Source organism: Haliscomenobacter sp., assembly GCF_965225875.1.
Taxonomy (GTDB): Bacteria; Bacteroidota; Bacteroidia; order Chitinophagales; family Saprospiraceae; genus Haliscomenobacter.
The window spans coordinates 1,325,443-1,351,010 of the sequence record NZ_CBDDBS010000002.1 but is presented as its reverse complement, the minus strand read 5'-3'; the positions used below and the strand labels follow the sequence as shown (position 1 = coordinate 1,351,010).

At 48.7% G+C, this 25,568-nt stretch carries 17 protein-coding genes; 5 read left to right on the top strand and 12 right to left on the bottom strand.

What is annotated here, in order from left to right; translation table 11 throughout:
- Position 1: 1 nt before the first annotated feature.
- Positions 2–883, bottom strand: a complete 882-nt coding sequence (gene pstC, locus ACO08K_RS08195) for a phosphate ABC transporter permease subunit PstC (RefSeq protein WP_421795907.1) — start codon at positions 881–883, stop codon at positions 2–4.
- Positions 861–1,781, bottom strand: a complete 921-nt coding sequence (locus tag ACO08K_RS08190; protein WP_421795906.1) for a PstS family phosphate ABC transporter substrate-binding protein — start codon at positions 1,779–1,781, stop codon at positions 861–863. Before ACO08K_RS08190 ends, pstC begins: the two co-directional genes overlap by 23 nt.
- A 361-nt stretch (positions 1,782–2,142) precedes the next feature.
- Here ACO08K_RS08190 and ACO08K_RS08185 point away from each other — a divergent pair, with 361 nt between their 5' ends.
- The 3 genes from ACO08K_RS08185 (at position 2,143) to ACO08K_RS08175 (ending at position 9,279) form a co-directional block, all read left to right on the top strand.
- The gene (locus ACO08K_RS08185; RefSeq protein WP_421795905.1) at positions 2,143–5,298 is read left to right on the top strand and encodes a SusC/RagA family TonB-linked outer membrane protein; all 3,156 of its coding nucleotides are present in this window, start codon (positions 2,143–2,145) and stop codon (positions 5,296–5,298) included.
- A gap of 11 nt (positions 5,299–5,309) precedes the next feature.
- The gene (locus ACO08K_RS08180) at positions 5,310–6,794 is read left to right on the top strand and encodes a SusD/RagB family nutrient-binding outer membrane lipoprotein (RefSeq protein WP_421795904.1); all 1,485 of its coding nucleotides are present in this window, start codon (positions 5,310–5,312) and stop codon (positions 6,792–6,794) included.
- A 64-nt stretch (positions 6,795–6,858) separates the two neighbouring features.
- A complete protein-coding gene (locus ACO08K_RS08175; protein ID WP_421795903.1) occupies positions 6,859–9,279 on the top strand; it encodes an alkaline phosphatase family protein in 2,421 nt (806 codons plus the stop codon).
- Positions 9,280–9,488: 209 nt separating this feature from the next.
- Here ACO08K_RS08175 and ACO08K_RS08170 read toward each other — a convergent pair whose 3' ends face one another.
- Genes ACO08K_RS08170 through ACO08K_RS08160 form a run of 3 tightly spaced genes read right to left on the bottom strand, consistent with a single transcriptional unit; the run spans position 9,489 to position 12,643 of the window.
- The gene (locus tag ACO08K_RS08170; RefSeq protein ID WP_421795902.1) at positions 9,489–10,799 is read right to left on the bottom strand and encodes a DUF5690 family protein; all 1,311 of its coding nucleotides are present in this window, start codon (positions 10,797–10,799) and stop codon (positions 9,489–9,491) included.
- Positions 10,800–10,805: 6 nt separating this feature from the next.
- Complete coding sequence (locus ACO08K_RS08165) at positions 10,806–11,534, bottom strand: HAD family hydrolase (RefSeq protein ID WP_421795901.1); 729 nt, start codon at positions 11,532–11,534, stop codon at positions 10,806–10,808.
- Between the two features lie 17 nt (positions 11,535–11,551).
- On the bottom strand, positions 11,552–12,643 hold the full coding sequence (locus tag ACO08K_RS08160) for a zinc-binding dehydrogenase (protein WP_421795900.1): 1,092 nt from the start codon (positions 12,641–12,643) through the stop codon (positions 11,552–11,554).
- Between the two features lie 719 nt (positions 12,644–13,362).
- On the opposite strand from ACO08K_RS08160, the gene ACO08K_RS08155 reads away from it, so the two are divergent.
- Entirely contained in the window at positions 13,363–14,754 is a 1,392-nt protein-coding gene (locus ACO08K_RS08155) for a vanadium-dependent haloperoxidase (protein ID WP_421795899.1), read from the top strand.
- 110 nt (positions 14,755–14,864) lie between these two features.
- Positions 14,865–15,347 (top strand): toxin-antitoxin system YwqK family antitoxin, encoded by a 483-nt coding sequence (locus tag ACO08K_RS08150; RefSeq protein WP_421795898.1) that lies wholly within the window; start codon positions 14,865–14,867, stop codon positions 15,345–15,347.
- A 74-nt stretch (positions 15,348–15,421) separates the two neighbouring features.
- On the opposite strand, the gene ACO08K_RS08145 is transcribed toward ACO08K_RS08150, so the two are convergent.
- The 7 genes from ACO08K_RS08145 to ACO08K_RS08115 all read right to left on the bottom strand — a co-directional run bounded on the left by ACO08K_RS08145 (position 15,422) and on the right by ACO08K_RS08115 (position 25,558).
- Entirely contained in the window at positions 15,422–17,341 is a 1,920-nt protein-coding gene (locus ACO08K_RS08145; RefSeq protein WP_421795897.1) for a histidine kinase, read from the bottom strand.
- A 102-nt stretch (positions 17,342–17,443) separates the two neighbouring features.
- Positions 17,444–18,799 carry an MFS transporter gene (locus ACO08K_RS08140; protein ID WP_421795896.1) on the bottom strand — a complete coding sequence of 452 codons (1,356 nt, stop codon included), beginning with the start codon at positions 18,797–18,799 and terminating at the stop codon, positions 17,444–17,446.
- Between the two features lie 134 nt (positions 18,800–18,933).
- Positions 18,934–19,596 carry a bifunctional 4-hydroxy-2-oxoglutarate aldolase/2-dehydro-3-deoxy-phosphogluconate aldolase gene (locus ACO08K_RS08135; protein WP_421795895.1) on the bottom strand — a complete coding sequence of 221 codons (663 nt, stop codon included), beginning with the start codon at positions 19,594–19,596 and terminating at the stop codon, positions 18,934–18,936.
- 148 nt (positions 19,597–19,744) lie between these two features.
- Entirely contained in the window at positions 19,745–20,746 is a 1,002-nt protein-coding gene (locus ACO08K_RS08130) for a PfkB family carbohydrate kinase (protein ID WP_421795894.1), read from the bottom strand.
- On the bottom strand, positions 20,746–22,164 hold the full coding sequence (gene uxaC / locus ACO08K_RS08125) for a glucuronate isomerase (RefSeq protein WP_421795893.1): 1,419 nt from the start codon (positions 22,162–22,164) through the stop codon (positions 20,746–20,748). Before uxaC ends, ACO08K_RS08130 begins: the two co-directional genes overlap by 1 nt.
- 105 nt (positions 22,165–22,269) lie before the next feature.
- Positions 22,270–23,925, bottom strand: coding sequence for a UxaA family hydrolase (locus ACO08K_RS08120; RefSeq protein ID WP_421795892.1), 1,656 nt, complete (start codon positions 23,923–23,925; stop codon positions 22,270–22,272).
- A gap of 115 nt (positions 23,926–24,040) precedes the next feature.
- A complete protein-coding gene (locus ACO08K_RS08115) occupies positions 24,041–25,558 on the bottom strand; it encodes a tagaturonate reductase (RefSeq protein WP_421795891.1) in 1,518 nt (505 codons plus the stop codon).
- Positions 25,559–25,568: the final 10 nt, after the last annotated feature.

Sequence of the window (25,568 nt, the reverse complement as noted above, 5' to 3'; positions counted from 1 at the left end):
CCTACATTTTATATCGATACCGTTTGGCAAGCCGCTCTGCAAGCAGATTGATGCCCAGGCTGATGAGGAAAAGGACGGCGCCAACCGCAAACAAACTGTAATAATGGGTAGTGCCGTAAGGTACTTCACCCAACTCAATGGCAATGGTGGCCGTCATGGTCCGCACCGGGTCGAAAAATCCCCGAGGCATGGCCAGCGCATTACCTGTAGCCATCAGCACCGTCATGGTTTCGCCAATTGCGCGACCCATGCCCAGAATAACGGCGGCGATAATGCCCGAGTAAGCCGCAGGCAAAACCACTTTTATCAAAGTTGTCCATTGGTTGGCGCCAAGGGAATACGAAGCCTCTTTAAAACTATTGGGAACCGCACGAATGGCGTCCTCTGCCACGGTAATGATGGTAGGCAAGGACATGATCGCCAATAAAATGGCTCCATTCAGGGCGTTCAACCCATTGCTTAAGCCAAAAACTTTGGCGATGAATGGCCCCAGCATCACGATGCCAATGAAACCCACGACCACGGAAGGCACTGCGGCCAAAAGTTCGATCACGGGTTTGAGTACCAGCCGGGTTCTTTCATGAGCTACTTGAGCCAGGTAGGTGGCAGCACCAACCCCCAGTGGAACGGCCAAAATCATGGCTCCTAGGGTTACAAGTAGCGTACTGCTCAGCATGGCCAAAATCCCATAACTCGGTTTGCCGTAGGCGGAAGGATTCCAATTGTTGCTCAGGAAAAATTCGCCCAGACTGATTTCGCTAAAAGCTTTCAGCCCATTGGCTAGCAACATCCCAAAAATGCCCAGCAACACCAGCACCGAACTAGCCGCTGCGCCAAAAAATAGCCATTTGATGGCTAGATCAACGAAGTGTCGATTTCGCATATTGATAGTTTAGGGCTTGTTCATTTTGCAATTGGTATTGCGCACTGACTGGGAAATAACCACTGGCTTTGACCAAAGCCTGACCTGCTGGGCTCAGGCAGTATTGCAGGTACTGATGCAATCTACCCTTGGGCTGGCCATTGGTGTATTGGTACAAAGGGCGAATGATGGGGTAATCACCAGATTCAATGTTTTGTACTTCAGTGGGTAGGAAGGCAGGTTGATGATCGCTGCGGCCGATGGGCAAAACCTTGATGCCAGCGCGTGCTCCACTTTTTTCCAAAATGTATCCTACGCCTACATACCCAATGCCGTGTACATCGTTTTTGATGGCCTCTACAATCTGGGCCGTACCGTTCATTTGTTTGACTTCTTGAGCATATTCTGCCCGTACGATGCTGTCGCGGAAATACACAAAGGTCCCAGAATTGCTTTGGCGACCGTACAGGGATATTTCAGCATCGGGGCCACCTAGGGTTTTCCAGTTTTGAATGTCGCCGCGATAAATGGCACCCAATTGTTGCAAGGATAGATTTTGCACCGGGCATTGCGGGTGCACCACTATTGCGATGGCATCCATGCCCAACACACTGGCCAGGGGTTGCACTTTTCGTTCGTTGGCCAACGCGATCTCTTCCCACTTCATCGGTCGAGAGGCATTGGCAATACTGGTTTTGCCATTGATCAGGGCGGCGATACCTGCTCCAGAGCCGCCGCCAGTAACGGCAATGGATACGTCGGGATCGGTACTCATGTAGGTTTCGGCCAGGGCGAGAGCCAGGTTGACTTCGGTGTCCGAACCTTTGATGAGGATGTTTTCGACTTTGTGGTGATTAGGGTTGCAGGCAAAGGCAAAAAGAGCCCCGCCGATCAAGATAGTATGGATGTATTTAGACATGGTGTTGATTCACATTTGCTGTAAATTACTAACAGCGTGTCAACTCCAGGTTAAGGGCGCGTTATCTTCTGGTAAATTGATGAAAGTCATGTTGGGCTTTGATGGATGTTGCTTTTTGTAGAAGTCAAGGGCTGACGATTGTCATCAAAGCAATTAGGAGGTTTTTTCTAGGCAAGCTTTTTTCCAGGCTGATAAACAGTGCATTCCTTTACACCTAGAGGAAGGATTTAATCCAAAGGTCAAGTTCGCTTAACGAGCAGGATACTTCTCAGACTTACCTTCGCCAAAAGATCGTAGGCGCGGCCACGCCTACAATCAGGTGTTATTAATCAAAATGCTCAATCAACAACCTTACAAAGGTATGAAACGAAGTCTACAAAAGGTAGTCCTATCGATGGGACTTGTCATGTATTTGACGCTAAGTCTGTTTGCCCAATCGGGGGTAATCGCAGGGAAAGTGTCTTCAGAAAATGGAGAAGCTCTGCCTGGCGTCAACATTCAAATAAAAGGAACTACTACAGGTACCATTACGGATGTGGATGGGAAATTCCAATTGGAGCAAGCAGCCGATAATCCCGTACTCATCTTTTCCGCTATTGGTTTTGTCACCAAGGAATTAAGTGTGAGTGGGCAAATTTTCATTGAAGTGAAATTGGCAGAAGATACGCAACTGCTCAGTGAAGTGGTAGTCGCCGCTTTGGGTATCAAACGGGAAGAAAAATCCTTGGGCTATGCTGCCCAAACCATCAATGCCAGTGCGGTATTAGATGCCAAAACCAACAACTGGGTGAGTTCCTTGAGCGGAAAGGTTGCAGGTTTGAATATTCAGGGGGTAGGCGCAGGTCCATTGGGGTCGGCACGGATCACCTTACGTGGAGAATCATCTCTGAACCTCGATAACAATCAAGCCCTGATCGTTATTGATGGTATACCCGTGAGCAGCAGAATTTCGGGTACAGGATTCAACTCTCACCTGGCTACGGATAGTCCGGTAGATTATGGCTCCACACTCTCGGATTTGAACCCGGACGACATCGAAAAAGTCACGGTGCTTAAGGGCCCGGGGGCAACCGCATTATATGGTAGCCGGGCAGCGGGTGGTGCCATCATCATTACCACCAAGTCTGGTGCCAGAAAAGACAAGGGCATTGGCATTACGTTCAACAGCAACTTTAGTGTAGAGCAAATCAATCGCTGGCCCGACTATCAGTTCGAATACGGCGAAGGGCGTACCGATGCCTATTATTCTTACCTCGATAGCCCGGATGGCATCAATACCAGCACCACTGTAGCTGCAGGCCGTGCCTGGGGACCAAAATTCAATGGTCAACAGTATTTCCAATACAATCCCAATGACCCCATCGGAAAGTCTACCGAACGTACACCTTGGGTTGCTTATGATGACTACATCTCTGGCTTTTTTCAACTGGGAAAAAATTACTCCAATAGCCTCTCTTTTGAAGGCGGAAACGAAAATGGCTCGGCGCGTTTGTCTTTGACCCAACTCAAAAACGAGTGGATCATTCCGAACACGGGTTTTGAGCGACTGAATGCCGCCTTATCGGTCAATCAGAAAGTTTCAAAGCGCCTGAAAATCTCCGGCAAAGCCAACTACACCAACAAGAAGAGTGACAACCTACCGCTAGCGGGGTACAACAACCAGACGCTGATGTACTTCCTGATCATTGGTACAACTCCAAACGTTCGTCCGGAGTGGTTCAAACCTTATTGGCAGGAGGGATTAGAGGATGTGCGTCAGCGCAGCCCATTTAATCCCGGCCCGGATAACCCCTACCTGGGCATGTACGAAATGCTGAACAAACTAAATAAAAATGGGATGATCGGTAACGTAACCGCCAATTATGAGTTTTCACCAAAACTCGAATTGCAAATTCGTACCGGGGTAGACATGTCCTATGAGTTTCATTCTCAGCAGCGCCCGTTCAGCATGACCCGTTACCCTCGTGGAATGTACCGCGAGCAAAACATTTTTAGCCTGGAATCCAACTCCGACTTCTTGTTCACATACAAAGATACCTACTCCTCTTTGTTCAACGTTACCGCCTCCATCGGAGGCAACGCGATGCGCCAGACCTATGATTTCGCCGGGATGTATGCTGATCAGTTGGCTCAACCAGGCGTGTATCAAATCTCGAATAGCCTCGATCCTGCCGTAGCTGATCCACTCAAGACTAAAAAGGCCATCAACAGTTTGTACGGAAGCGCGCAGTTTTCTTATGCTGAAAAAGTCTTTGTTGACGTAACTGGCCGCAATGACTGGTCGAGTACCCTGCCTTTTGAAAACAATTCTTTCTTTTACCCTTCGGTGAGCGCAAGTTTTTTGCTCAGTGAGATGCTCCATTTGCCCAAAATGGTATCCTTTGCCAAACTGCGGGCATCCTGGGCACAGGTGGGCAACGATACCCGGCCTTATCAAACAGCACGGTATTATGATCGGATTTACGGCAACAGCTTTACCAACCCAAGCCAATTGTTCAACGCTGATTTAAAACCAGAGATCACTTCCAGTTATGAGTTCGGTTTGGACCTGCGCTTGTTCCGCAACCGCATTGGTTTGGATATTGCTTACTACAACAACGAGAGCCGCAACCAAATTTTGTCAATCCCGCTTGATCCCGTGTCTGGTTTTTCCAATGCCTTGATCAACGCTGGTTTGATCAACAGTGTAGGCGGCGAAGTGAAGTTGATACTTAAGCCTATGGTCAAGCCAGGTTTCAGTTGGACTACTACCTTACTGTGGGCCAGCAACCGCAGTTACGTTCGTGAATTGGCACCGGGCATTTCCAACCAAATCATTTATGCTCACAACACCAACGTGACCATTGAAGCACGGGTAGGCGGTCGTATGGGGGATTTGTATGGGCGCGGCTTTCAACGCTCGCCTGATGGACAAATCGTATATTCCAGCAATGGTCTTCCCGCACCGCTCGACCCAGTGGCCAAACTTTGGGGCAATGCTTTTGCCGATTGGAAAGGCAGCATCATGAATGAATTCACGATCAAAAATGTACGCCTCAGCATCTTGCTGGATGGCCAAATGGGCGGTGAAATGTACTCTCAGACTAGCCACAAAAACAACACACTGGGTAAAACCCGAGTAACTCTGCCTGGTCGTGATGGCGGTTTGGTCGGTGATGGCGTGGTCAAACAAACTGATGGGACTTACGTGCCCAATACGACCAAGGTTGCAGCTAGTGCTTATTACGATAACTACTACCAGATCAGCAATGCCGAAACCAATATTTTTGATGCCACCTTTTTGAAAATCCGCGAAGTACGCCTCGAATTCAATCTGCCACAACGTTGGCTGGACGGGGTCGGTATTCAAAAAACCTCCGTCGCTATTTATGGGCGCGACCTGTTCAACTTCACCCAGTTCCCTGGCTTCGATCCTGAGAGTGGAAACCTCAATGGCAGTACCTTGACACCAGGAGTGGAATTGACCCAGTTCCCTTCCACCCGCACTATGGGCGTCAACCTCACCTTTAAATTCTAAAATCGACAATCATGAAATTTCTTAGCAAAATAGCCATCGTTTTTTTGGCACTGTGCATCGTTCTCAGTGCCTGTACCGAGGGGTTTGAAGACTTGAATCTCGACCCCAATCGCCCTAAAGACGTCACCCCTGGCGTGTTGCTGGGCCAAATGCAATATCGCTTTGTCAATGCCAGTATGCAGGCTTCCCGCAACTTCACGCACGAGCTGATGCAAGTAGATGCACCTCGAGCAAGTACCAGCGGCCAAGGGCTTCATCGCTACGTGGTGAGTCCTGGAGCCGGGGTATGGACTTCTTTTTACACCCTGATGCGCGATGTGGAAGACATCATTTCTATCTCCGATCGTTTGAAAGAAAACAACTACAAAGCCATTGCGCTGGTCTACAAAAGCTGGGGCTACTCCATTTTGACCGATTTGTACGGGGATGTGCCCTATTCTCAAGCCGTTAAGGCGGAGGAAGGTATTTTTGAAGCAGCTTTTGATGCTCAAAAGGACATTTATCTGCAAATTCTGAAAGACCTGGAAACGGCCAATAACCTGTTTGATGATACCAAAATCCTGACTTTTGGTGGTGATCAGGTTTACAATACGAACGTTTTGACCAGCGGCAAAAACATTGGTATTCAGCGGTGGAAAAAGTTTGCCAACTCCCTGCGCTTGCGCCTTTTGTTGCGCATTTCCAAGCGGGATGGCGAAGTCAGTGTCAATGAGCAGATTAAGGCGATTTTAGCCGACCCCACCAAAAATCCAGTGTTTGTAGCCAATGCGGATGAAGCCATTTTTCGTTACCCTGGTACTTTTCCTTATTTTAACCCTTATTACAATGCCCGTACCCTGGACTGGCGGGATGGCACCTATTTCACCGAATTTTTCCTCAATAAACTCAATGCCGACAAAGACCCACGCAGAGCGGTATGGGCTACAACGGTTGCTGTGAATGGGGTGCAAGTTTATCAAGGCATCAAAAGTGGTTACCCAACTACTACCGAATATGTGGTTGGCCGCAACTCCAGCTATCAGGATGCGCTTAGGACTTCGCCGCTACTAGGGGTAATGATGACTTATGCAGAGCTGGAATTCATCAAGGCTGAACTTGCGCTGAAGGGATTCAATACCGGCAAAACGGCCAAAGTTCATTACAATACTGCTATTGGGGCTTCGATGGTACAATGGGGCACCACGCTGCCAGCCGATTTTTTGACCCAGCCTGGAGTACTGTACGACGATGCACTAAGTGTAGACAAACAGTTGGAACAGATCATGCTGCAAAAATACATTGCCTATTTCTTTGTAGACTATCAGGCATGGTTTGAGAAACGGCGAACTGGTTATCCCATTTTGCCTCGCGGTACGGGTATTCCTGCTGAGAATAAGTTCCCTTCCCGGGTACCTTACCCCACCTACTTGCAGTCCCAAAATGCGGCCAACCTCAATGCTGCGGTAGCCAAAATGGGTGGCGACAACAGTGATACCAAGGTTTGGTGGGAGCAATAAAGTTGATTTTTTTCATAACGCCGACAAATCATCCCTTTTTGCCGGCGTTGCAATTTTAATGATCATGAAAAAACTGTTCGTCTTCGTACTGTTTTTAAGTATTGGTGGCCTTTTTGCCCAAAACACCATCTCAACTGTCACCCTACCCAATGGTTGGTCGCTCAGCCCAGCCGGGCGTTCGTTGGAAGTGGGCGACTTGCCTTTAAATATTGCCGTATCGGGCAATCAGCAACGCATCGCCGTCACCAACAATGGCCAGGGCAAGCAGAGTTTGCAACTCATTGACCCAGTCGGGGAAAAAGTTTTGTCGAATATTGAAATCCCCAAGTCATTTTATGGGCTAAAATTCAGCAAAGATGGCAAGTACCTGTACGCCTCTGGGGGCAACGACAACTGCATCCGCAAATACGCCATCGAAAATGATCAATTGCTGCAAAAGGATAGCCTAGTACTGGGCAAACCCTGGCCAGAGAAAATCTCCCCGGTGGGCATCGATATAGATGATCAGCGTGGCTTGCTTTATCTGGTGACCAAAGAAAACAACTCCTTGTACATCCTCGATTTGAAGACAAAAGCTACCGTCCAAAAGCTCGATCTGAGGCATGAGGGCTACACCTGTGTCTTGTCTCCTGATGCCAAAATGCTCTACATCTCGCTTTGGGGCGGCAAAAAGGTAGCCTATTTTGATACCTATAGTCGGAAAATTGTAGCCGAAGTGCCCGTGTCATATAATCCCAATGAGCTGATTTTGAATAAAAAAGGAAATTTGATTTTCGTCGCCAATGCTGGCGATAACAGTGTTTCGGTGCTTGACGTAGCCCAACGCAAAGTAATAGAAGTACTCGACGCCGCTTTGTATGCCAATTCACCAGTGGGGTCTACGACTAACGGTGTGGCCTTGTCCAAAAATGAAAAGACGCTTTATATTGCCAATGCTGACAACAATTGCCTGGCCGTATTTGATGTAAGCCATCCGGGCCGCAGTGAATCCAAGGGTTTCATTCCAGTAGGATGGTATCCGACGAGTGTACGGGTAGTCGGCAAAAAGATTTACGTGGCCAATGGCAAAGGCTTCAGTTCTTTTGCCAATCCACTTGGCCCTCAGCCCGTTCAGCGCAATGTTCGCTCCGAATCGCACCAAGGAGAATTTCCTCAGCCCAACAACCGACTGCAATACATCGGCGCCCTGATGAAAGGTACGCTGAGCATCATCGACCTGCCTGATGCGGCCACAATGAGTGCTTATTCGGCCCAGGTCTACAAAAACACACCTTATAAAAAGGAAAAAGAATTGCAAACCGATGGCGAAGTAGGCAACCCAATCCCGATGAAGGTAGGTGCAGCCTCGCCAATTAAGTACGTATTTTATGTGCTGAAAGAAAACCGCACCTATGATCAGGTTTTGGGCGATATGCCCGGCGGCAATGGCGACACTAGCCTCTGTTTATTTGGTGAAAAATACACACCCAATCAACACAAGCTGGCCCGGGAGTTTGTGCTGCTGGATAATTTTTACGTGGATGCTGAGGTCAGTGCGGATGGCCATAATTGGTCGATGGGTGCCCTGGCCAACGATTACCTCGAAAAAACCTGGCCCACGGGCTATGGCCGCCGGGGAGGTGTAACCGAAGGAATGGGGCGTCGCCAAATTGCCAACAACAAAGACGGGTTCATTTGGGATTTTTGTAAACGTGCAGGGGTGAGTTACCGAACCTACGGTGTGTTTGCCGATGACAAAAAAGGCAATATTCCAGCCTTGGACGATGCGCACGTATGCTCGAAATTCACCGGGTACTACAACCAAAAAGTGCGGGATACCACTCGATTCGCCCAATGGAAGCACGACTTTGATTCACTGTTGGCCATCAATGCTGTACCTAGCCTAAGTACCATCCGTTTGGGTGCCGATCACACCCAGGGTTTGGCCGTAGGCCGACCAACGCCTTATGCCTGCGTAGCAGACAATGACTTGGCCGTAGGAATGCTGGTGGAGCACATCAGCAAAAGTGCCATCTGGGCCCAATCAGCCATTTTTGTTCTGGAAGACGATGCCCAAAATGGCCCTGATCATGTGGACGCCCACCGCTCGATTGCTTTTGTGGTGAGCCCTTACACCAAGCGCAATTACGTAGACCACACCATGTATTCTACTTCGGGGATGCTACGTACGATGGAACTGATCCTGGGATTGCCGCCGATGAGCCAATACGATGCTGCGGCCATGCCCATGTTCCGCAGCTTTACCTCAACGCCTAATTTGGCACCATTCAAGTCCATGCCACTGTCCGTGAGCCTCGATGATGTGAATACCCTGGCCAGCCGCTGGGCAAAAATTTCCGAAGGCTTCAACTTCGCGGAAGTAGACCTCAATGATGACCGCCTGTTCAACGAGGTATTGTGGAAGGGGCTGAAAGGGGATCAAGCCGAATTGCCTGCGCCGAGAAGGAGCGCCTTTGTACGGATGGAAGAAGGGGAGAGGGAGTAGATTTCACAAACATGAGTCATCCCGAATTTTCAAATAATTCACAAACGACATAATTTTCACAAAGAAAACACAAAGAGGCACAGAGGACACAAAGTTAGACGTAGACGACGCTTCGCTTTGTGTCCTTTGTGTCCTCTTTTTTTCCTTTGTGATAAAAAAATGTCGCTTTGGTAGTCTTTCTGAAAAAATTCGGGATGTTTTTTGATGTACTACGCAAGGCTGGCACCCCCCCGCTCCTTCCGCCAAAAATACCCAATCGCTAATCCCGACAGCACCACCGTCACACTCCCCATCACAATCGCCGTAGTGATAAAAAAATTCAACCAACTGATCTCTTGCGCCCCAAAATTTTTGTACAACAAAACCCCCATACTGCCCAAATACCCAAAAGCATCGCTGATATACATAAGGTAGCCAATGTTACTCTGGTAGCGAAACAAGGCGATCCAGCGCTCAAACAGCAGGGTGTGAAACCCAATGTAAGGCAAATACATCCCAAAGCCCATCACGATCATCCACAAGGCTGGATCAACTGCTTTTTGTACAAAAAGATAAGTCATCACCAGTACAATCAACCCACCGCTCAGGATGGCTATTTGATTGGCAAAAAAAGCAACTTTGTTGTTGCGGATAAAAACCATGGACCCAATGATGATCAAAACCGCAATGGCCACAGGAATTTCGGACAGTACCAAAATGGCAGGAGCATCAGCATAGCCTAGATCCGCCCACAGCTCCACCGCAAAATTGTCGCGGATGTCTCTAAAAATGGTCAATCCAATGTAAATCAATACAGAAAGGACAATGCCCGGTGCAAAAGCGAGGAAAAATGCCCGCCGCTGCGCGCTCGTCATTGGTACCCGGCGGGTGCGTTGTTGCTCGTCTTCAGCACTTGGGGGAGGAATCTGTTGCAACATCCAGATGCCCAACAAAAGTAAGGGCACAAAAAGCAGCCCGGTCAAAAAAGGCATCCAAAAATCGCCCACGCCGTAATTGTCGATCAAAGTTTTTCCGCCTGCTTTTACAAAACCCGACGAAACAATAAAACTCGAAGCCATCGCAGCCCCTAGCAACTCCGTAAAGCGTCGCCCCTCCAAAAAACTAAACACCACCCCCCAAATCATCCCCAGGGGTAAGCCATTAAAAAACATCCAGACGAAATTGTAAGGATAAGGGGTAATGGCAAATAAGAGGAGGGTCAGCCAGGCGAAACCCATCAGCAAAATGAGGATTTTCACCCGTCGGGAGGCGGTGAGCTCAGACACCAGCTTGATGCCCATAAACTTGGACAAAGTGTAACCAATGGCTTGCGCAATGATCAAAACAATTTTGTAATCTATTCCCCAGAGGTTTAATCCCTCAAAAGTGGCCGCAGTGAAGGGTTTGCGAAAAGCGTACATGCTGCAGTAGGTGATGAATGCAGCAGCACCGCTGAAAAGAATAAACACTAGTCCATCGTTGCGCATCAACCATTGCTGAACGCGGCTGGGACTGGCCAATTGGGTAGGTTGGAGGCTCATAGGGGTTTATTTGTGGAATTCTCTAGTGATGAGCTCGGGCAGTTCACGTACACTGGGCAAAATATGGGTGTGGGGGTATTTTTGCAGGGTTTCCAGGCTGTTGGCCCCACTCAGTACGCCAATGTTGCCTTTGCAACCTGCATTGTATCCCGATAGCAAATCAGCTGGGGTATCGCCAATTTTGATCACTTCGTGGATGCTTTGAATCCCCAAGTCCATCATGGCTTTGTAGATCAAATAGGGGGAAGGGCGACCAATGCCTCCGGTGCTTTCCACATCCAGGGTCAAATCTACCAGACCCCGCTCCACCCATTTTAGCCCATCCGTAATCGCAGTATTGACATCCCGGTGAAAGCCCGTATCGGTCACTACTTTAATGCCTTGCTCGTGGCACCAGGCAAAAACCTCTTCGGCCCCCGGCATGGCTTGTACTTGCTGACGGTAGTAGTTGACCATGACGACGGAGTAGCGTTCAAAAATCTCCATCGCCTGGTTCAGATGCTCAGGGAAATGGTATTTTTCGAGGTTCTCAATCAGTACGGGTTCGCCCTGGCTTTTGGCGATCATGAATTGGTACAGGTGGATTTTATTGGTGCCAATGGTTTTTTCAAAGTCTTCGAGGTCGACATTGAGGCCAAATTCCAGGGCTGCTTCGTACAAACTTTTGGCTACGGCATTGTCGTCGCTTACGGTGGTGCCCGACAAGTCAAATACTACAAGGCTGATCTTATTCATAAATTTTAGGTGTTTTTTTATAAAGTGATTCCGACTCGGAAAGGATTGTTTTCGATGGCATACTGAAAAGCCGCGTCCACCTGATCCAGGGTAAAGCCGCCTTGCACCAATTGCTCGAAGGGGTATATGTTATGGTGTTTTTGGATGAAGTCCACAGCGGTGATTAAATCCTGGCTATTGTAATTGTGCAAGCCTTTAATGGTCAGTATTTTTCTCACGACTTTCTCGGCATTGATCTGTACATTGCGTTGTGGATAAGTAGAGCCGATCCAGATTGCGGTGCCGGCAATAGCCAGTAGTTCGAGTCCATTTTCTATCGCGTCAGGTGCTCCACTGAAATCAATCATGGTATGGATGGGCAGTTGGCCCAATTGCTCCGCTGCTACTGCACCCAAATGTTGAGGTTCTCCTGGAATAACTAGCGTGTAATCTGCCCCAAACTGCCGGGCCAATTCCAGGCGTTGGGGATTAATGTCCAGGGCAATGACTTTGGCTGCCCCCTTCGCTTTGGCCATGGCACAGGCAATGATGCCCAACATGCCCGTGCCTGAGATGAGCACGTTTCTACCAGGCAAATCTTCCGCCAAGCGCAGCGCACCAGCTACGGTTGCCACTGCACAATTGATGATGGTAACAATTGGAAGTGGAATGGATTCATCAAGTTTGATGATGGGGGTATACTTGCGCAAAATAATGTACTCGCTCAACCCTCCGTGCAAATGGCTTTCAGGCGTGATGGCTTCGTGGCCGTATTTAAAAAGGTCATCCGCTTTTTGGGGCAGGCCCGCTTGGGCCAAAGGGGAGTTGGGATCGCTGGCAAATATAGCCCAAGTAACCCGATCTCCTACTTGGAGTGTTTGACCTAGGAGGTCACTTTTTGGTGCATCTCCAGCCATTGCCGCTATTCGCCCTACAATTTCATGCCCAAGTAAGGTAGGCGTCTTTTCTTTGCGCTTGCCCAAATAGGTTAACAAATCACTGCGGCAGAGGGTGGCGTATTCATTGCGTACCAGGATTTCCTGAGGCTGAAGTACAGGTATGCTTACTATGTCAAGTTGGAAAGATTCTAAAGGGGCATTAAAGATGGCAACTGAAGCGGTTAATGGCATCGTCTTTTTGCACGAAAGTAAATTGAATTTTATGGTAAGTAACTTGGCTGCCGTTTTTTGACAATAATTTAAAAATCAGTTTACAAGGTGCGGGCTTAGTAGTGGGGCAAAAACAAGTGCTCATTTTTTTCTTAAAAGTAAAACTATCTTTCGCAACAGTTACATCCTTCAAAAATGAAAGAAAAAAGCTAATTTTTTTCCATTAAGACTTGACATTAATTTTTTTTCATGTATTTTTGTGCTGTACTAAATGTCCTAGCGACGACAAGTACAATTTCATTTTGATCTGAGTTTTGTACTATCATCATTTGAGGTACATTTTATATAGGCTAATCTACATACTTCACCACAAGCTATGATTTATCCATAGCTTACTCACATTCTGCCGTTTTGAACTAGTTGTCAGCTCAGTTTACTGTTCTGATTAATTCATTTGTAATCTACATCCATGTTGATGTGGTTAAAACGAATCACCCAGTATGATGACTTATTAACTGTTTTATTTTTGTCCATTCGGTTGATCTGAGAAATCTACACACCAAAATTTATTACGCTAAGCTAATCAGCACTTTGCTTTGGTTGTACTGCTTGTAGTAAAAACCAATTAAGGCATTATGTGCTTCAATTTACCCAATTTGGAACATGTTCCAGATTAGGCCAGGAGAACTCTATCTAATTTTAAATTTATAACATCATTAACACCACAAATTTTTTTAACCATGGGTATTCTTTCTACTCTAAAAAAAATGTTACCCGCCCTGCTTTTGATGGGCGTGTTGTTCACTGCCTGTGACAATGACGACGACGACAAAGTCCTGGTACTGGATGAAAAAACGGTAGCGGACTACGACTACGAAGTAGCTTTCAAATGGAATGAAGTATTCCTCGAAATTGAGCGTTACGCTGCGGGTTACCGGCCCGGCCCGGCACCTCGTGCCTTGGCTTACATGGGTTTAGCTTCTTATGAGGCCTGTGCACCAGGTATGGAAGACCACAAATCCATTGCTTCTCAGTATCCTGGCTTGACCTTACCAGTAGCAGATGCCAATGAAGAGTACCACTGGCCAGCTGTGGTAAATACGCTGCGTGCCAACCTGACTCGCCGCTTCTTCCGCAACGCCAGCCAGCCTTTGTTTGAAAAAATCACTACGCTGGAAAATGCCTTGGGAAGCAAGTACCGCACTCAGACTTCTGAAGCAGTGTACAAGCGTTCAGTAGCACATGGTCAGGCGGTAGCGGATGCTATGTGGGCATGGTCGGCTACGGATGCAACTGGTCACGAAGCTTATCTGGATCCATTCAAAGGGTACAACTGGGCAGATTACCAAAACAAACCTGGTCACTGGCGCCCAACTGTTCCCGGACCAACTCAACCGATGTTCCCATTCTGGGGCCGTGCTCGTGCTTTTGCGATCACTGAAGCAGACAAATTGTGTCCTCCACCATTGGCTTACAATGAGTCTCCTAACTCTGCATTTTTCAACCAGGCCATGGAGGTTTATGCACAAACGGTGAATGCTCCTTATGAAAACATCTGGATTGGTGAATTCTGGAGTGACGATTTGTTGAACCTGACTTTCAGCCCTGGCCCACGCTGGATGGCTATTGCGAATCAGGTGTACGAAGCAGAAGATGTTGACCTGGAAACTGCCCTGTTGTGCGATGCAAAAGTAGGATTGGCACTGAATGATGCTGCTGTAGCTTGCTGGCACTCCAAATACTATTACAACGTAGAACGCCCAGAATCTTACATCAAGCGGGTGATTGACAGCAAATGGGAGCCACCATTGGACAACCCAACCAACGGCGACAAAGGCTTTAGCCCTCCATTCCCAGCATATCCTTCTGGTCACTCTACCATGGGTGCAGCTGGTGCCGAGGCATTGTCCAGTGTTTTTGGCTACAATTATGCCATGACCGACCGTTGCCACGAAAACCGCAGCGACTTTGAAGGCCGCCCACGTAGCTTTGGCTCTTTCTACGAAATGGCTGAAGAGAATGCCTGGTCTCGGGTTCCACTTGGTGTACACTTCCGCATGGACTGCGAGCAAGGCGTTAACCTGGGCTACCGTGTAGCACGCAAGGTGAACAAATTGCCTTGGAACAAATAATCGCCAGCAAATAGAATTGTAATAACACTGGGCTCTTGGCGTTGACCATTGGTTGGAAGCAACTGGGGTCTTCACCAAGAGCCTTTTTTATCCTATAAAGGTTTTATCACATGAAGTTCCACAGAAACACGATACTCGCTTTGCTAGGCTTTGTTTTGCTTTTGGCCACCGTTGCCTGCAAAAACACCAATAATGCCGAAGAGCATATCCTTAAACACCTGGATGGGAGTATCAAGCGCCGTTATACCATGGTAGAAGGCAAAATTGAAGGAGAAATGCTCGAATATTACCCTAAGACCGGTGCTGTTCAGGTCAAACGCCAATTTGTAAAGGGCATTCAAGTAGGGCGTACTGAGCTGTTTTATCCGGATGGAAAACTCAAAGAAGTACAATACTACGAAGGGGGTAAAAAGCAAAGAGGGGACACTATTTTTTATCCCAATGGCCAACCCCAGTTTTTGATCACCTTCAAAGACGGAAAAATGGATGGCCCAATGCGCCGTTGGGAAGAGGATGGGACCTTATTCTTTGAAGCCCACTATGTACAGGACTCTTTGAAAGAAGTGACGAAGAAAATGGAAACGATCAAATAGCGATCAGCAGTCAGCTATGAGCGATCAGCTAGGCGACAACTACTGGCTGACAGCTGATTGCTCGTTGCTGATTGTTATCGCGTATGCACATCAATAATCGGAATTTTTATCTCTACCCTGGTACCCAAGGCCTCACCGGTTTCTTCATCCCGTAAGTCGATGGTGTGCACATAGACCTTCTTCTCGCGTGAGTTGTACAAAAGTTGCAAACGCTGCTCGGTGATGGCCGTGCCTCTGGAGCGGTGGTTCTTGTAGCGCCCGTCGTTGAGGTGCATTTGCCGGGCTTTATCGCGGCCAATGCCGTCGTCTTCCACTACACAAAGGATGGTATCTTCATTGTACAGTGAAAAATCCACCCGGATGTTGCCCGATTCCTTGTTGCGCAGGCCATGCTCGATGGCATTTTCCACGTAAGGTTGTACAATCATCGTAGGTACCCCGGTGATGTCTTCTTCTATTTCATCATCCACGATGATTTTGTAGCTGAGCCGATCTTCAAAGCGCAGTTTTTCATTGATGTACAGGTAATCGCTCAAAAAAGCGATCTCTTTTTCCAGGGATACCACTTCCAGATCGGAATATTCCAAACTTTGCCGCATCAGCTTGGCAAAACGGGCCAGGTATTTGGCGGCGTTGGTGACCTCATTGGAGGTGATGTAGTTTTGGATTGAATTGAGGGCATTGAACAAAAAGTGGGGGTTCATCTGGGCACGCAAGGCCTTCAGTTGTAGCTTGGCCGCTTGCAGGCGAAGTAACTCTGCTTCTTTGTGCTGTTTTTCCGCTTCATATTTTACCTCCAGTTCCATCCGCTTGCGCTCATTGACATCCTGCTGGTACAGTTCCGCATTTTTACTGTGTTCCAGGAGGTGTTCATAAGCTTTTTCGTACTGCCCTAAGAGCGCGAAAAAACCCGCCATATCTTTGTAAATGCTAGACAATCGTTTGAAATCATTGGCTTCATCGGCCAAAATAAGCGCCTTGGAGAAATGTTTTTCAGCTTGGCTGGCTTTGCCAAGAGCACCATAAGCTAGGCCTCGCCAGGATTCGATCAGGGCAAAATTTTCAAGAGATTCCGCTGACATGCCCTTGAACTGACTTTCCGCTTTTTTGAACAACTTCAGGGCGCTCTCATAGTCCTTGTGCTGCAATTTGCAGTACCCTACATTGGCAGTGGCACTGGCTTTTGCGTAAGGATTGACATCTTCGTGGGTTTCGATGGCTTTTTGAAAATAATACTCAGCACTTTCGAGGTTGTTAAGGGCCATAAAGCCATTGCCCACATTGAGGTAATTCCAGGAAAGGCGGCTGCGCATTTCGGTGGCCTCGGCAATTTCTACGGCTTTAAGGTAGGCTTCTACACTTTTTTCCTGATCGTCGTTGCGCTCATAAATGGTCCCTAAACCCGTATGGATCAAAATGAGAAAATGGTAGTCTTTGAGGTTGATGTAGCTACCAAACTCAGTGATTTTTTTATCGGACTCCATGAGTAACTCGATGGCCCGGGAATAGTTGGCGAAATGCAATTGTACAAAACCTTCGCGGGCTGTATGCCGGGCACGGAGCCGCTCGTCGGGGAAGGCCCGCAAGAGTTTGCCCGCCTTGTCCAAATAGGAGAGGGCCTGATCCATGTTCTGCATGTTGATGCAGGTTCCTGCAAAATCGATGTATACTTCAGCCTGTTGTTTGACGTCGCCGCATTCTTCTACCAGATCGAGTAATTGGGTGAAATGAGCGTGAGAACTGCTGTAGTTGTACAATTGGTTCTCAACAATGGCCGAATAGAGGTGAAAATTTAATTCAACATCGGGGTTCGGGTACGATTTGATCAGTGCCCCTTGTTCTGCCAGGTAGGTTTTGGCGCGTTGTGGGTTGGTATAGGTATAATAGGCCAATAACCGATCCAGCAAAATCAAGCGCTGGTGCGGCGCTTTTTGTTGCTGTAGTTTATTCTCCAAACTACGGATGTCGTCAATTTGTGGGAGAAGGTCGGTCATAACATTTTGCGTTTTGGCGAGAAGGTCATTTAGAACAATTTTACATTCTTATTCACAACCTACAACCCAAAACGCAAAATGTCAAACTTTGTGCGGATTTAACTACAAATCCGTAATCAACTTATACTTTGGCACCAAACTCTTCATCACGGTCCAGGCAATCACATAAGCTATTGCACAAAAACCAAACATGATGGAGTACCCGGTTTGAATGTGGCCTAATTCTTTGTAATGGTCAAACAAAGCACCAGCTACTTTAGAGACAAAAACGCCTCCCAAACCACCGGCCATACCCCCAATACCCACTACTGAAGCCACCGCCTTTTTGGGGAACATGTCCGAAACGGTGGTGAAAATATTGGCACTCCAGGCCTGGTGCGCGGAAGCACCAACGCCAATCAGCAGAACTGGGATCCAGAAACTGATCCCGCCCAGAGGTTGCGCCAACAAGACTACCAATGGAATCAAAGCGATTAAAAACATCGCCCGCATCCGCCCATCGTAGGGAGCATAACCCTTGTTGATGAAATACATCGGAAATGCACCGCCACCAATGCTACCAAACATGGTCATGCTGTATAAGACCGTTAGAGGAAGAGCGATTTCCGTTTTTTCCATGTCGTATTGCGCTTTCAAATAAGCGGGTAACCAGAAGAGGAAGAACCACCAAACGCCATCGGTCATAAATTTACCAAAGGCAAAAGCCCAGGTTTGGCGATAGCCCAAGAGTTTCATCCAGGCCACTTTTTCCTGCGCGCCTACCGATTCTTGTTCTTTATCGCTATGGATGTATTCGAATTCTTCTTTGGAAAGGCGTTTTTGGTCTTCTGGTTTTTCGTAGTACATCCACCAGAAAATCAACCACAAAAAGCCTACCGCACCAATCAGGACAAAGGCCGTTTGCCAGCCCCATGCTTCAGCGATATAGGGTACGGACAAGGGCGCCAAAATAGCACCAACGTTGGTACCAGAGTTGAAAATTCCCGTTGCGAATGCGCGTTCCTTTTTGGGGAAATACTCCGCTGTCGCTTTGATCGCTGCTGGAAAGTTGCCCGCTTCTCCAAAGCCCAAAACCGCTCTGGAAACCATAAAACCGGCAATTGAAACCGAAACCGCTCCGATCCCGAACAGGCCCAATACGGCAGCCGTTGCTTCACCCAATGGAATCGCCAAAGCATGCAAAATGGCTCCAAGTGACCAAATGATGATGGCCCAGGTGTAACCACTTTTGGTCCCCAAGCGATCGATGATTCGGCCCGCAAACAACATCGAGATGGCGTATACAAATTGAAAAACCGAGGTGATGTTGGCGTAATCAACGTTGGTCCATCCGTAGGTTTCCGCCAGTGTAGGTTGCAACAAACTGAGGACTTGCCGATCAAGATAATTGACCGTGGTGGCAAAAAAAAGCAGTGCACAGATCGTCCACCGGTATTTTCCAATTGTATTTGTACTCATGATGTAGGTTTTTTAAGTTGAGGATGTTAAGGGAGGTTGAGAAGGTTGAGAAGTTGAGAAGTTGAGGCTACCGCGAGCGACTTAGACAAGGACATTGTCAATATCGCTCGCGGTAGCCTCAACTCCTCAACCTCTCAACTACGCAACTTCGTAACTATCTGCACCAGTTCCGCAATATGTTTTGTGAATCCCTCGATGCCGAGCTCGTCTGCTTTTTTGATCAGTTGTGATCCAATCCCCACAAAGTTGACGCCCGCACCAAACCATTCCCGCAAGTTGGCCTCATTCGGCTGTACCCCGCCGGTAACCATTAATTTTACCTTGGGCATCGGACCCCTCAAAGCTTTGATGTAACCTGGTCCTACGGCATCGCCAGGGAATATTTTTACCACCGTAGCGCCCAGGCTTTCCGCCTGGTAGACTTCGTTGGGTGTAAGGGCGCCGGGCATCCAGGCTACGTTGCGTTCCTGGCATACCTCACCTACGGCTGGCGTGATGATGGGTTGAATGATAAAATCGGCACCGAGGTCCAAAAACTGTTCGGCTTCCTCGGGGCGGTAGATGGTACCAATTCCCAGGGCCAGATCGGGCAAGTTTGCCTCTACATGTTTGCTCAATTGAGCAAAGGTAGCAGGGGCGCTGGCCCCCCGATTGGTGAACTCAAAAGCACGTAAACCACCCGCGTAGCAGGCATCCAACAGCTTTTGGGCATGGCTGGCATCGGCATGAAAAAAGAGGGGTACCACGGGGGAATCCTCTAGTTTGGATAGTATTTGTTGAGGTGTAAATCTTGGCATTTTATTTTGTTGAGGAGTTGAGGGAGTTGAGGAGTTGAGGAGTTGAGAAGGTTGAGGCTACCGCGAGCGATTTTGACAATGTCCTTGTCTAAGTCGCTCGCGGTAGCCTCAACTTCTCAACCCCTCAACTTCTCAACCCTCTCAACCATTATCTTAACAATCTTCCCGAAACATCCCCAGCCAGAATCTGCTCCACCTCCGCCACCGAATGTTGGGCAAAATCGCCTTCCACCAGATGTTTGAGTGCAGAAGCCGCAGTGCCAAAGCTGAGGGCATCGAGTTCGTTGGACAAATTTAAACGACCATAAATGTAACCAGCCAGGAAGGAGTCACCTCCACCGATGCGGTCCACAATGGGATTGATGTCGTAAGTTTCGGTTTCTTGGTAGCCTGCTTTATGGGAAAAACCAATTCCTGTCAAGCGGTTGTGGCTGGCACTCAGTGTATCGCGGCGGGTAGCAATGATGCTTTGAGCATTGGGAAAACGCGCCAGCATTTGTTCAGCCATGTCTTGGAAGCCATTGGTATCCATCCCAAAAATGTCCTTGGCATCCCCTTCGGTGCATACCATCACGTCGCAGTGCTCGACCAGGGCGGGCATCACTTCTTGCACGGTTTTGCCGTATTGCCAGAGGTTGCGACGATAATTCACGTCGGCGCTGACCGGGATGCCCAGGCGGCTTGCGGTCTCCAATGCTTGTAGGCAAGCTTTTGCGGCATTGTCCGAAATAGCAGGTGTGATCCCCGTCCAGTGAAACCAACAGGCGTCAGCCAACAAGTCTTCCCAATCAAAAGCAGCTGGATCCATATTGGCAAAAGCGCTGTCGTACCGATCGTAAATGATGCGCGAAGGGCGCATTCCTGCGCCCACCTCCAAAAAGTACAATCCCAGACGTTGGTCTTTTTGGTATACTGTGCGGTCAAAATCGACACCGTGTTGGCGAAAAAAAGCGCTGGCAGCGCGCCCTAAATCATTGTCGGGAAAACAGGTGACGTGGCGGCTCGGCACCCCCAATTGGGCCAGGGCTACCGCTACGTTGGCTTCCCCTCCGCCATAAGTGACTTCCAGGCTACGGGCCTGTAAAAAACGTTGATGGCCTGGCGTATGCAGGCGCATCATGATCTCTCCAAAGGTGACGACTCGTTTCATTAGAATCCAAAGTAATTTTTCGCGTTGTTGTAGCTGATGTCCTGGATCACTTTGCCAATCCACTCGTAATCGCGGGGCAGTTCACCATTTTCGATGTCCTGGCCGAATAGATTACACAAAATGCGGCGGAAGTACTCGTGGCGAGGGTAGGAGAGGAAGCTGCGTGAATCTGTCAACATCCCCACAAATTTGCTGAGAAGCCCCATGTTGGAAAGTGCATTCATTTGCCGCTCCATCCCGTCTTTTTGATCCATAAACCACCAACCTGATCCAAACTGGACTTTGCCCGCAATTGAACCGTCGTTGAAGTTGCCCGTCATGGTGGCCATCAGTTCATTGTCGTTGGGATTGAGGTTGTACAAAATGGTTTTGGCCAATTGGTTGTTGCTGTCCAGTCGGTCCAAAAACTTGGACAAGGCGCGGGCTTGCGGGAAATCGCCGATGGAATCCCAGCCGGTATCCGGGCCCAATTGACGCAGCATGCGCGAGTTGTTGTTGCGCAGAGCGCCCAGGTGGTATTGTTGTGTCCAGTTTTTCTCCCAGTCCCAAATGCCAAAATACACCAGCATCGCCGATTTGAACTTCAGTATTTCACTTTGCTCTAACGAATGGCCATCGCGAATTTTGGTGAAAATCGTTTTGATCTCGGCTTCGGTGTAATCCTCGGCATAAATCTGCTCCAGGCCATGATCGGATACCTGTGCACCCATGCTGGCGAAAAAGTCGTGCCGCTTTTTCAGGGCATCCAGAAAATGGTTAAAATTATCGATAGAGGTATCGGCGGCTTTTTCCAGACGCGCTACGTATTGGTTAAAAGTCTCAGGATTGTCTACTGCCATCGCCTTATCGGGGCGGAAGGCGGGCAATACCCGTACATCGAAACCACTTTGGGCAATCTGGCCGTGAAACTCCAGGCTGTCCACCGGATCATCGGTCGTGCAGAGCACCTTGACGTTCATTTTGCTCAATAGCTTGCGCACGGAGTATTCCGGCGTACGCAACTTGGCGCTACATTCTTCGTAAATGGCTCGCGCAGTGTTAGGTGAAAGCAAGTCGTCTACGTCGAAGTAACGCTTGAGTTCGAGGTGGGTCCAGTGATAAAGCGGATTGCGTAAGGTATAGGGTACAGTAGCAGCCCACTGCTCAAATTTTTCGTAATCGGATTTATCGCCCGTGCAATACCCTTCAGCTACGCCGTTGGTGCGCATGGCCCGCCACTTGTAGTGATCGCCGTACAACCAGGCCTGGCTGAGGTTGTCAAAAATTTTGTCTTCGGCTATTTCCTGTGGTGGCAAATGGTTGTGGTAGTCGATAATGGGCATCTCCCGAGCGTACTCATGGTAGAGTAGCCGTGCTGACTCACTTTGCAGCAGGAAATCCTCGGTGAGGAAGGTTTGGGTAGTAGTTAAGGTGCTCATGTGTTTGAATATAGTTTAGGAGTTGAGAAGTTGAGAAGTTGAGGCTGCCGCAGCGACTTAAGTACTAGCAATGCTAAACTTCTCAACTCCTCAACTCCTCAACCTTTACAAAGAGACTCCCCGTTTCCAGGGAATAAAATCATCTTGTCCGTGCCGAACGGCAGCAACTTCAATTTCGCCGCTGGCCACAGCTATGACGTATTCCAGGAGTCGTTCCCCTGACTCCTCGATCGTTTCTTCTCCTTCTATGATGGTTCCTGTGTTGAAATCGATGATATCGGGCATCCGTTTTGCCAGCGCTGTATTGGTCGCAATTTTGATGACTGGAGCAATCGGATTGCCAGTCGGGGTTCCCAGGCCAGTAGTGAAGACCACTACATTGGCACCTGAACCAACTTCAGCGGTGGTTGATTCTACATCATTGCCGGGTGTGCAAAGCAAGTTGAGCCCCGGTTTGGTGACCATTTCCGGGTAGTCCAATACCGCAGTCACCGGGGAGGTTCCACCTTTTTTAGCCGCACCGGCCGATTTGATGGCGTCGGTGATCAGGCCGTCCTTGATGTTGCCAGGGGAAGGATTCATGTCAAAACCAGAGCCTACGGCCTTGGCGCGGTCATTGTAAGTCGACATGAGGGTGGAAAAACGTTCAGCGGTTGGCGCATCTACGCAGCGGTCGCAGAGTTCTTGCTCTACGCCACACAATTCCGGGAACTCAGAAAGAATAACCGAGCCACCCAGGGTGACCAACAAATCAGAAGTATAGCCCACCGTAGGATTGGCGGAAATGCCCGAAAACCCATCCGATCCGCCACACTCCAGGCCCAGACAAATTTTGCTCAAAGGCGCAGGTTGCCGGGTCAGCGTATTGGCTTGCATCAAGCCTGCAAAGGTTTTTTTGAGCGCAGCACTGATCAGCGCTGATTCAGTACCCATGGTTTGTTGTTCAAAAACGTAGACTGGCTTTTGCAGGTTTGGATCCCGCTTGGCCAGCTCTTCTTTGAGCATGGAAACCTGTGCATTTTGGCAGCCCAGACTCAATACCGTTGCGCCCGCCACATTGGGATGTACAATGTAACCCGCCAGCAGACCACAGAGCGCCTGCGCATCTTGCCGGGTGCCACCACAACCGCCATCGTGAATCAGGAACTTGACCCCATCCACATTGGAGAAAAGGCGTTGGTTTTTTTCCAGCGTAGCTGTTTCAACATCGATATCGGCTTGCAAAATTTCTTCCACCGTTTTACCCGCCCGCATCAAACTCACCAACTCGCGGGTTTGGCGCTGGTAGGTATGGGAGCGGCCGTAACCGAGGTCGTCTACCAAGGCTTCGCGCAAGACTTCGAGGTTGCGGTTCTCACAAAAGACCAGTGGAATTACCACCCAGTAGTTGGCTGTACCCACTTTGCCATCGGCACGGTGGTAGCCCTGGAAGGTCCGGCCACTAAAGCCGTTCACGTTGGGTACAGGCCAGTCTTTCCTTTGTTCGCCCAGTTGGTAAGTCCCAGCGGCGTGTTTCAGGTTAGCCGTGCTGATCAACCCTCCACGAAAGATGGGCTTTTGGGCTTTGCCCACCAATACCCCATACATGGTGACTTCGTCGCCTTCTCCCAGGTCGGCGGTGGCAAATTTGTGCTTGGCAGCAACGTCTTCCAAAATGGTGAAAGTCTCGCCGCCCAATTGTACGGTTTCACCCGCCTTCAGATCACTGAGGGCAACAATCACATTGTCATTGGGATGAACCTTGAGTATCCGGTTTTTCATGATTGTACTACTTGTAAAAAGGCCTCCAAGGGGCGATAAAAAAATAAATGTTCATTTTGCCACAGGATTAAATAAGTAAACGATTCATTTCAAGTGTCTTATTTAATCCTGTGGCTCAATAAAAATGAACATTTGTTTTTGCCCCCACTACTAAGGTACTGCAAAGTCCCTGATCTTGCATGGATTCGAGCTGAAAAGCTACTTTTTCTTCAAAACCGGCCAGTTGACTCAAATCGCATCCCCAGAGGTCTTCGTTCTTCAAAACTGCACTAACCAATGCTCGGGGAGCAAAATTTTGCCACATGGTATAAAAATAGGCAGCTTGATCATCCTGAATCAGGTAATCTTCATTTTCGCGGCGACCATAAAAGCGACCATCTTCGGTTTTGGTGGCGCGCATGAACAAGAGGTAAGCTGCAAACCCCAACGCCATGTGTTCAGGAACCGTACCTACGACATCATAATAACGCAGTAAAGTGGGCACATTGCGCATTTGCATCTTGGAGCTGTATTGCATGGTGATGCTCAACCATTTGTGCTCGATGAAGGGATTGCGAAAGCGGTCGAGTACTTTTTTGGCAAAATCACGCGCTTCAGCCAGGGTAAGCGGTGCCGGGATGCTGTGGGCGATTTCGTCCAGCAACAAATGCTCGATGAAGTGAGTGAACATTTCTTGATTCATGGCTTCTACCACCGTGTTGAATCCACAAAGGTAGGCCAGGCCGCAGGAAAAGGTATGTCCGCCGTTGAGGATGCGTAGTTTGAGTTCCCGATAAGGATTGATATCTGGGGCGATGATTACCCCTTCGTGGGCCAAGTGTAAGGGGAATTTGGCCTTGACCGCTTCATCGCCCTCGATGGCCCAAAGGGCGTATACTTCCGACATGATCAGCAGATCGTCCTGGTACCCCAATTGGGCCTCAATGTTTGCCTTTGCCGCAGGAGCAGGTGTGCCGGGTACAATGCGATCTACAAGGGTATTGCAACAATGGTTGTGCTGTTCCATCCAATCGATGAACTCGGCTTCCAGGTTGTTGAGGTGAGCCAGTTCCAGCAGAATTCGCTCCAGTTTGTCCCCATTGTCGGGAATCAATTCGGTAGGGGCGATGATCAATCCTTTTTCAGGATCTCCTGCAAATGCTTGATAACGTGCATACAAAAAAGCCAACAATTTGGCTGGGAAGGAGCTGGGCGGACTTTGGTGAATGTCTTCCTTGACCAATTTGATTCCGACCTCAGTGGTATTGGAAATCACCACACTGAGCTCAGGATTATGGGCACAAGCCAAGACTTCATCCCATTGAGTGCTGGCGGTCAATACCCGGCTGATGGAGCTACACACCAGATTTTGTTCTACTTGTTGGGCATCCTGGATCCCCCGGATACAAACGGTATACAGATTGTCCTGTTGATCAAAGGCTGCGGTATCGCCCGAACTGGTTGATTTTACCACGACAATCCGTCCCTGAAAGATTCCCTGGCGATTGGCCATTTCGATCAAAAAGTCTGGTAAGCCGCGCAACAACACCCCGGTGCCAAATTGCAACACCTTTTCAGGCAAAGCTGCCCTTTCTTGATGGGCAATACTTTGGCCATTTTGAGCAGACATCAATTGGTGGGATAAGTATTCCATGCTTGTGGTT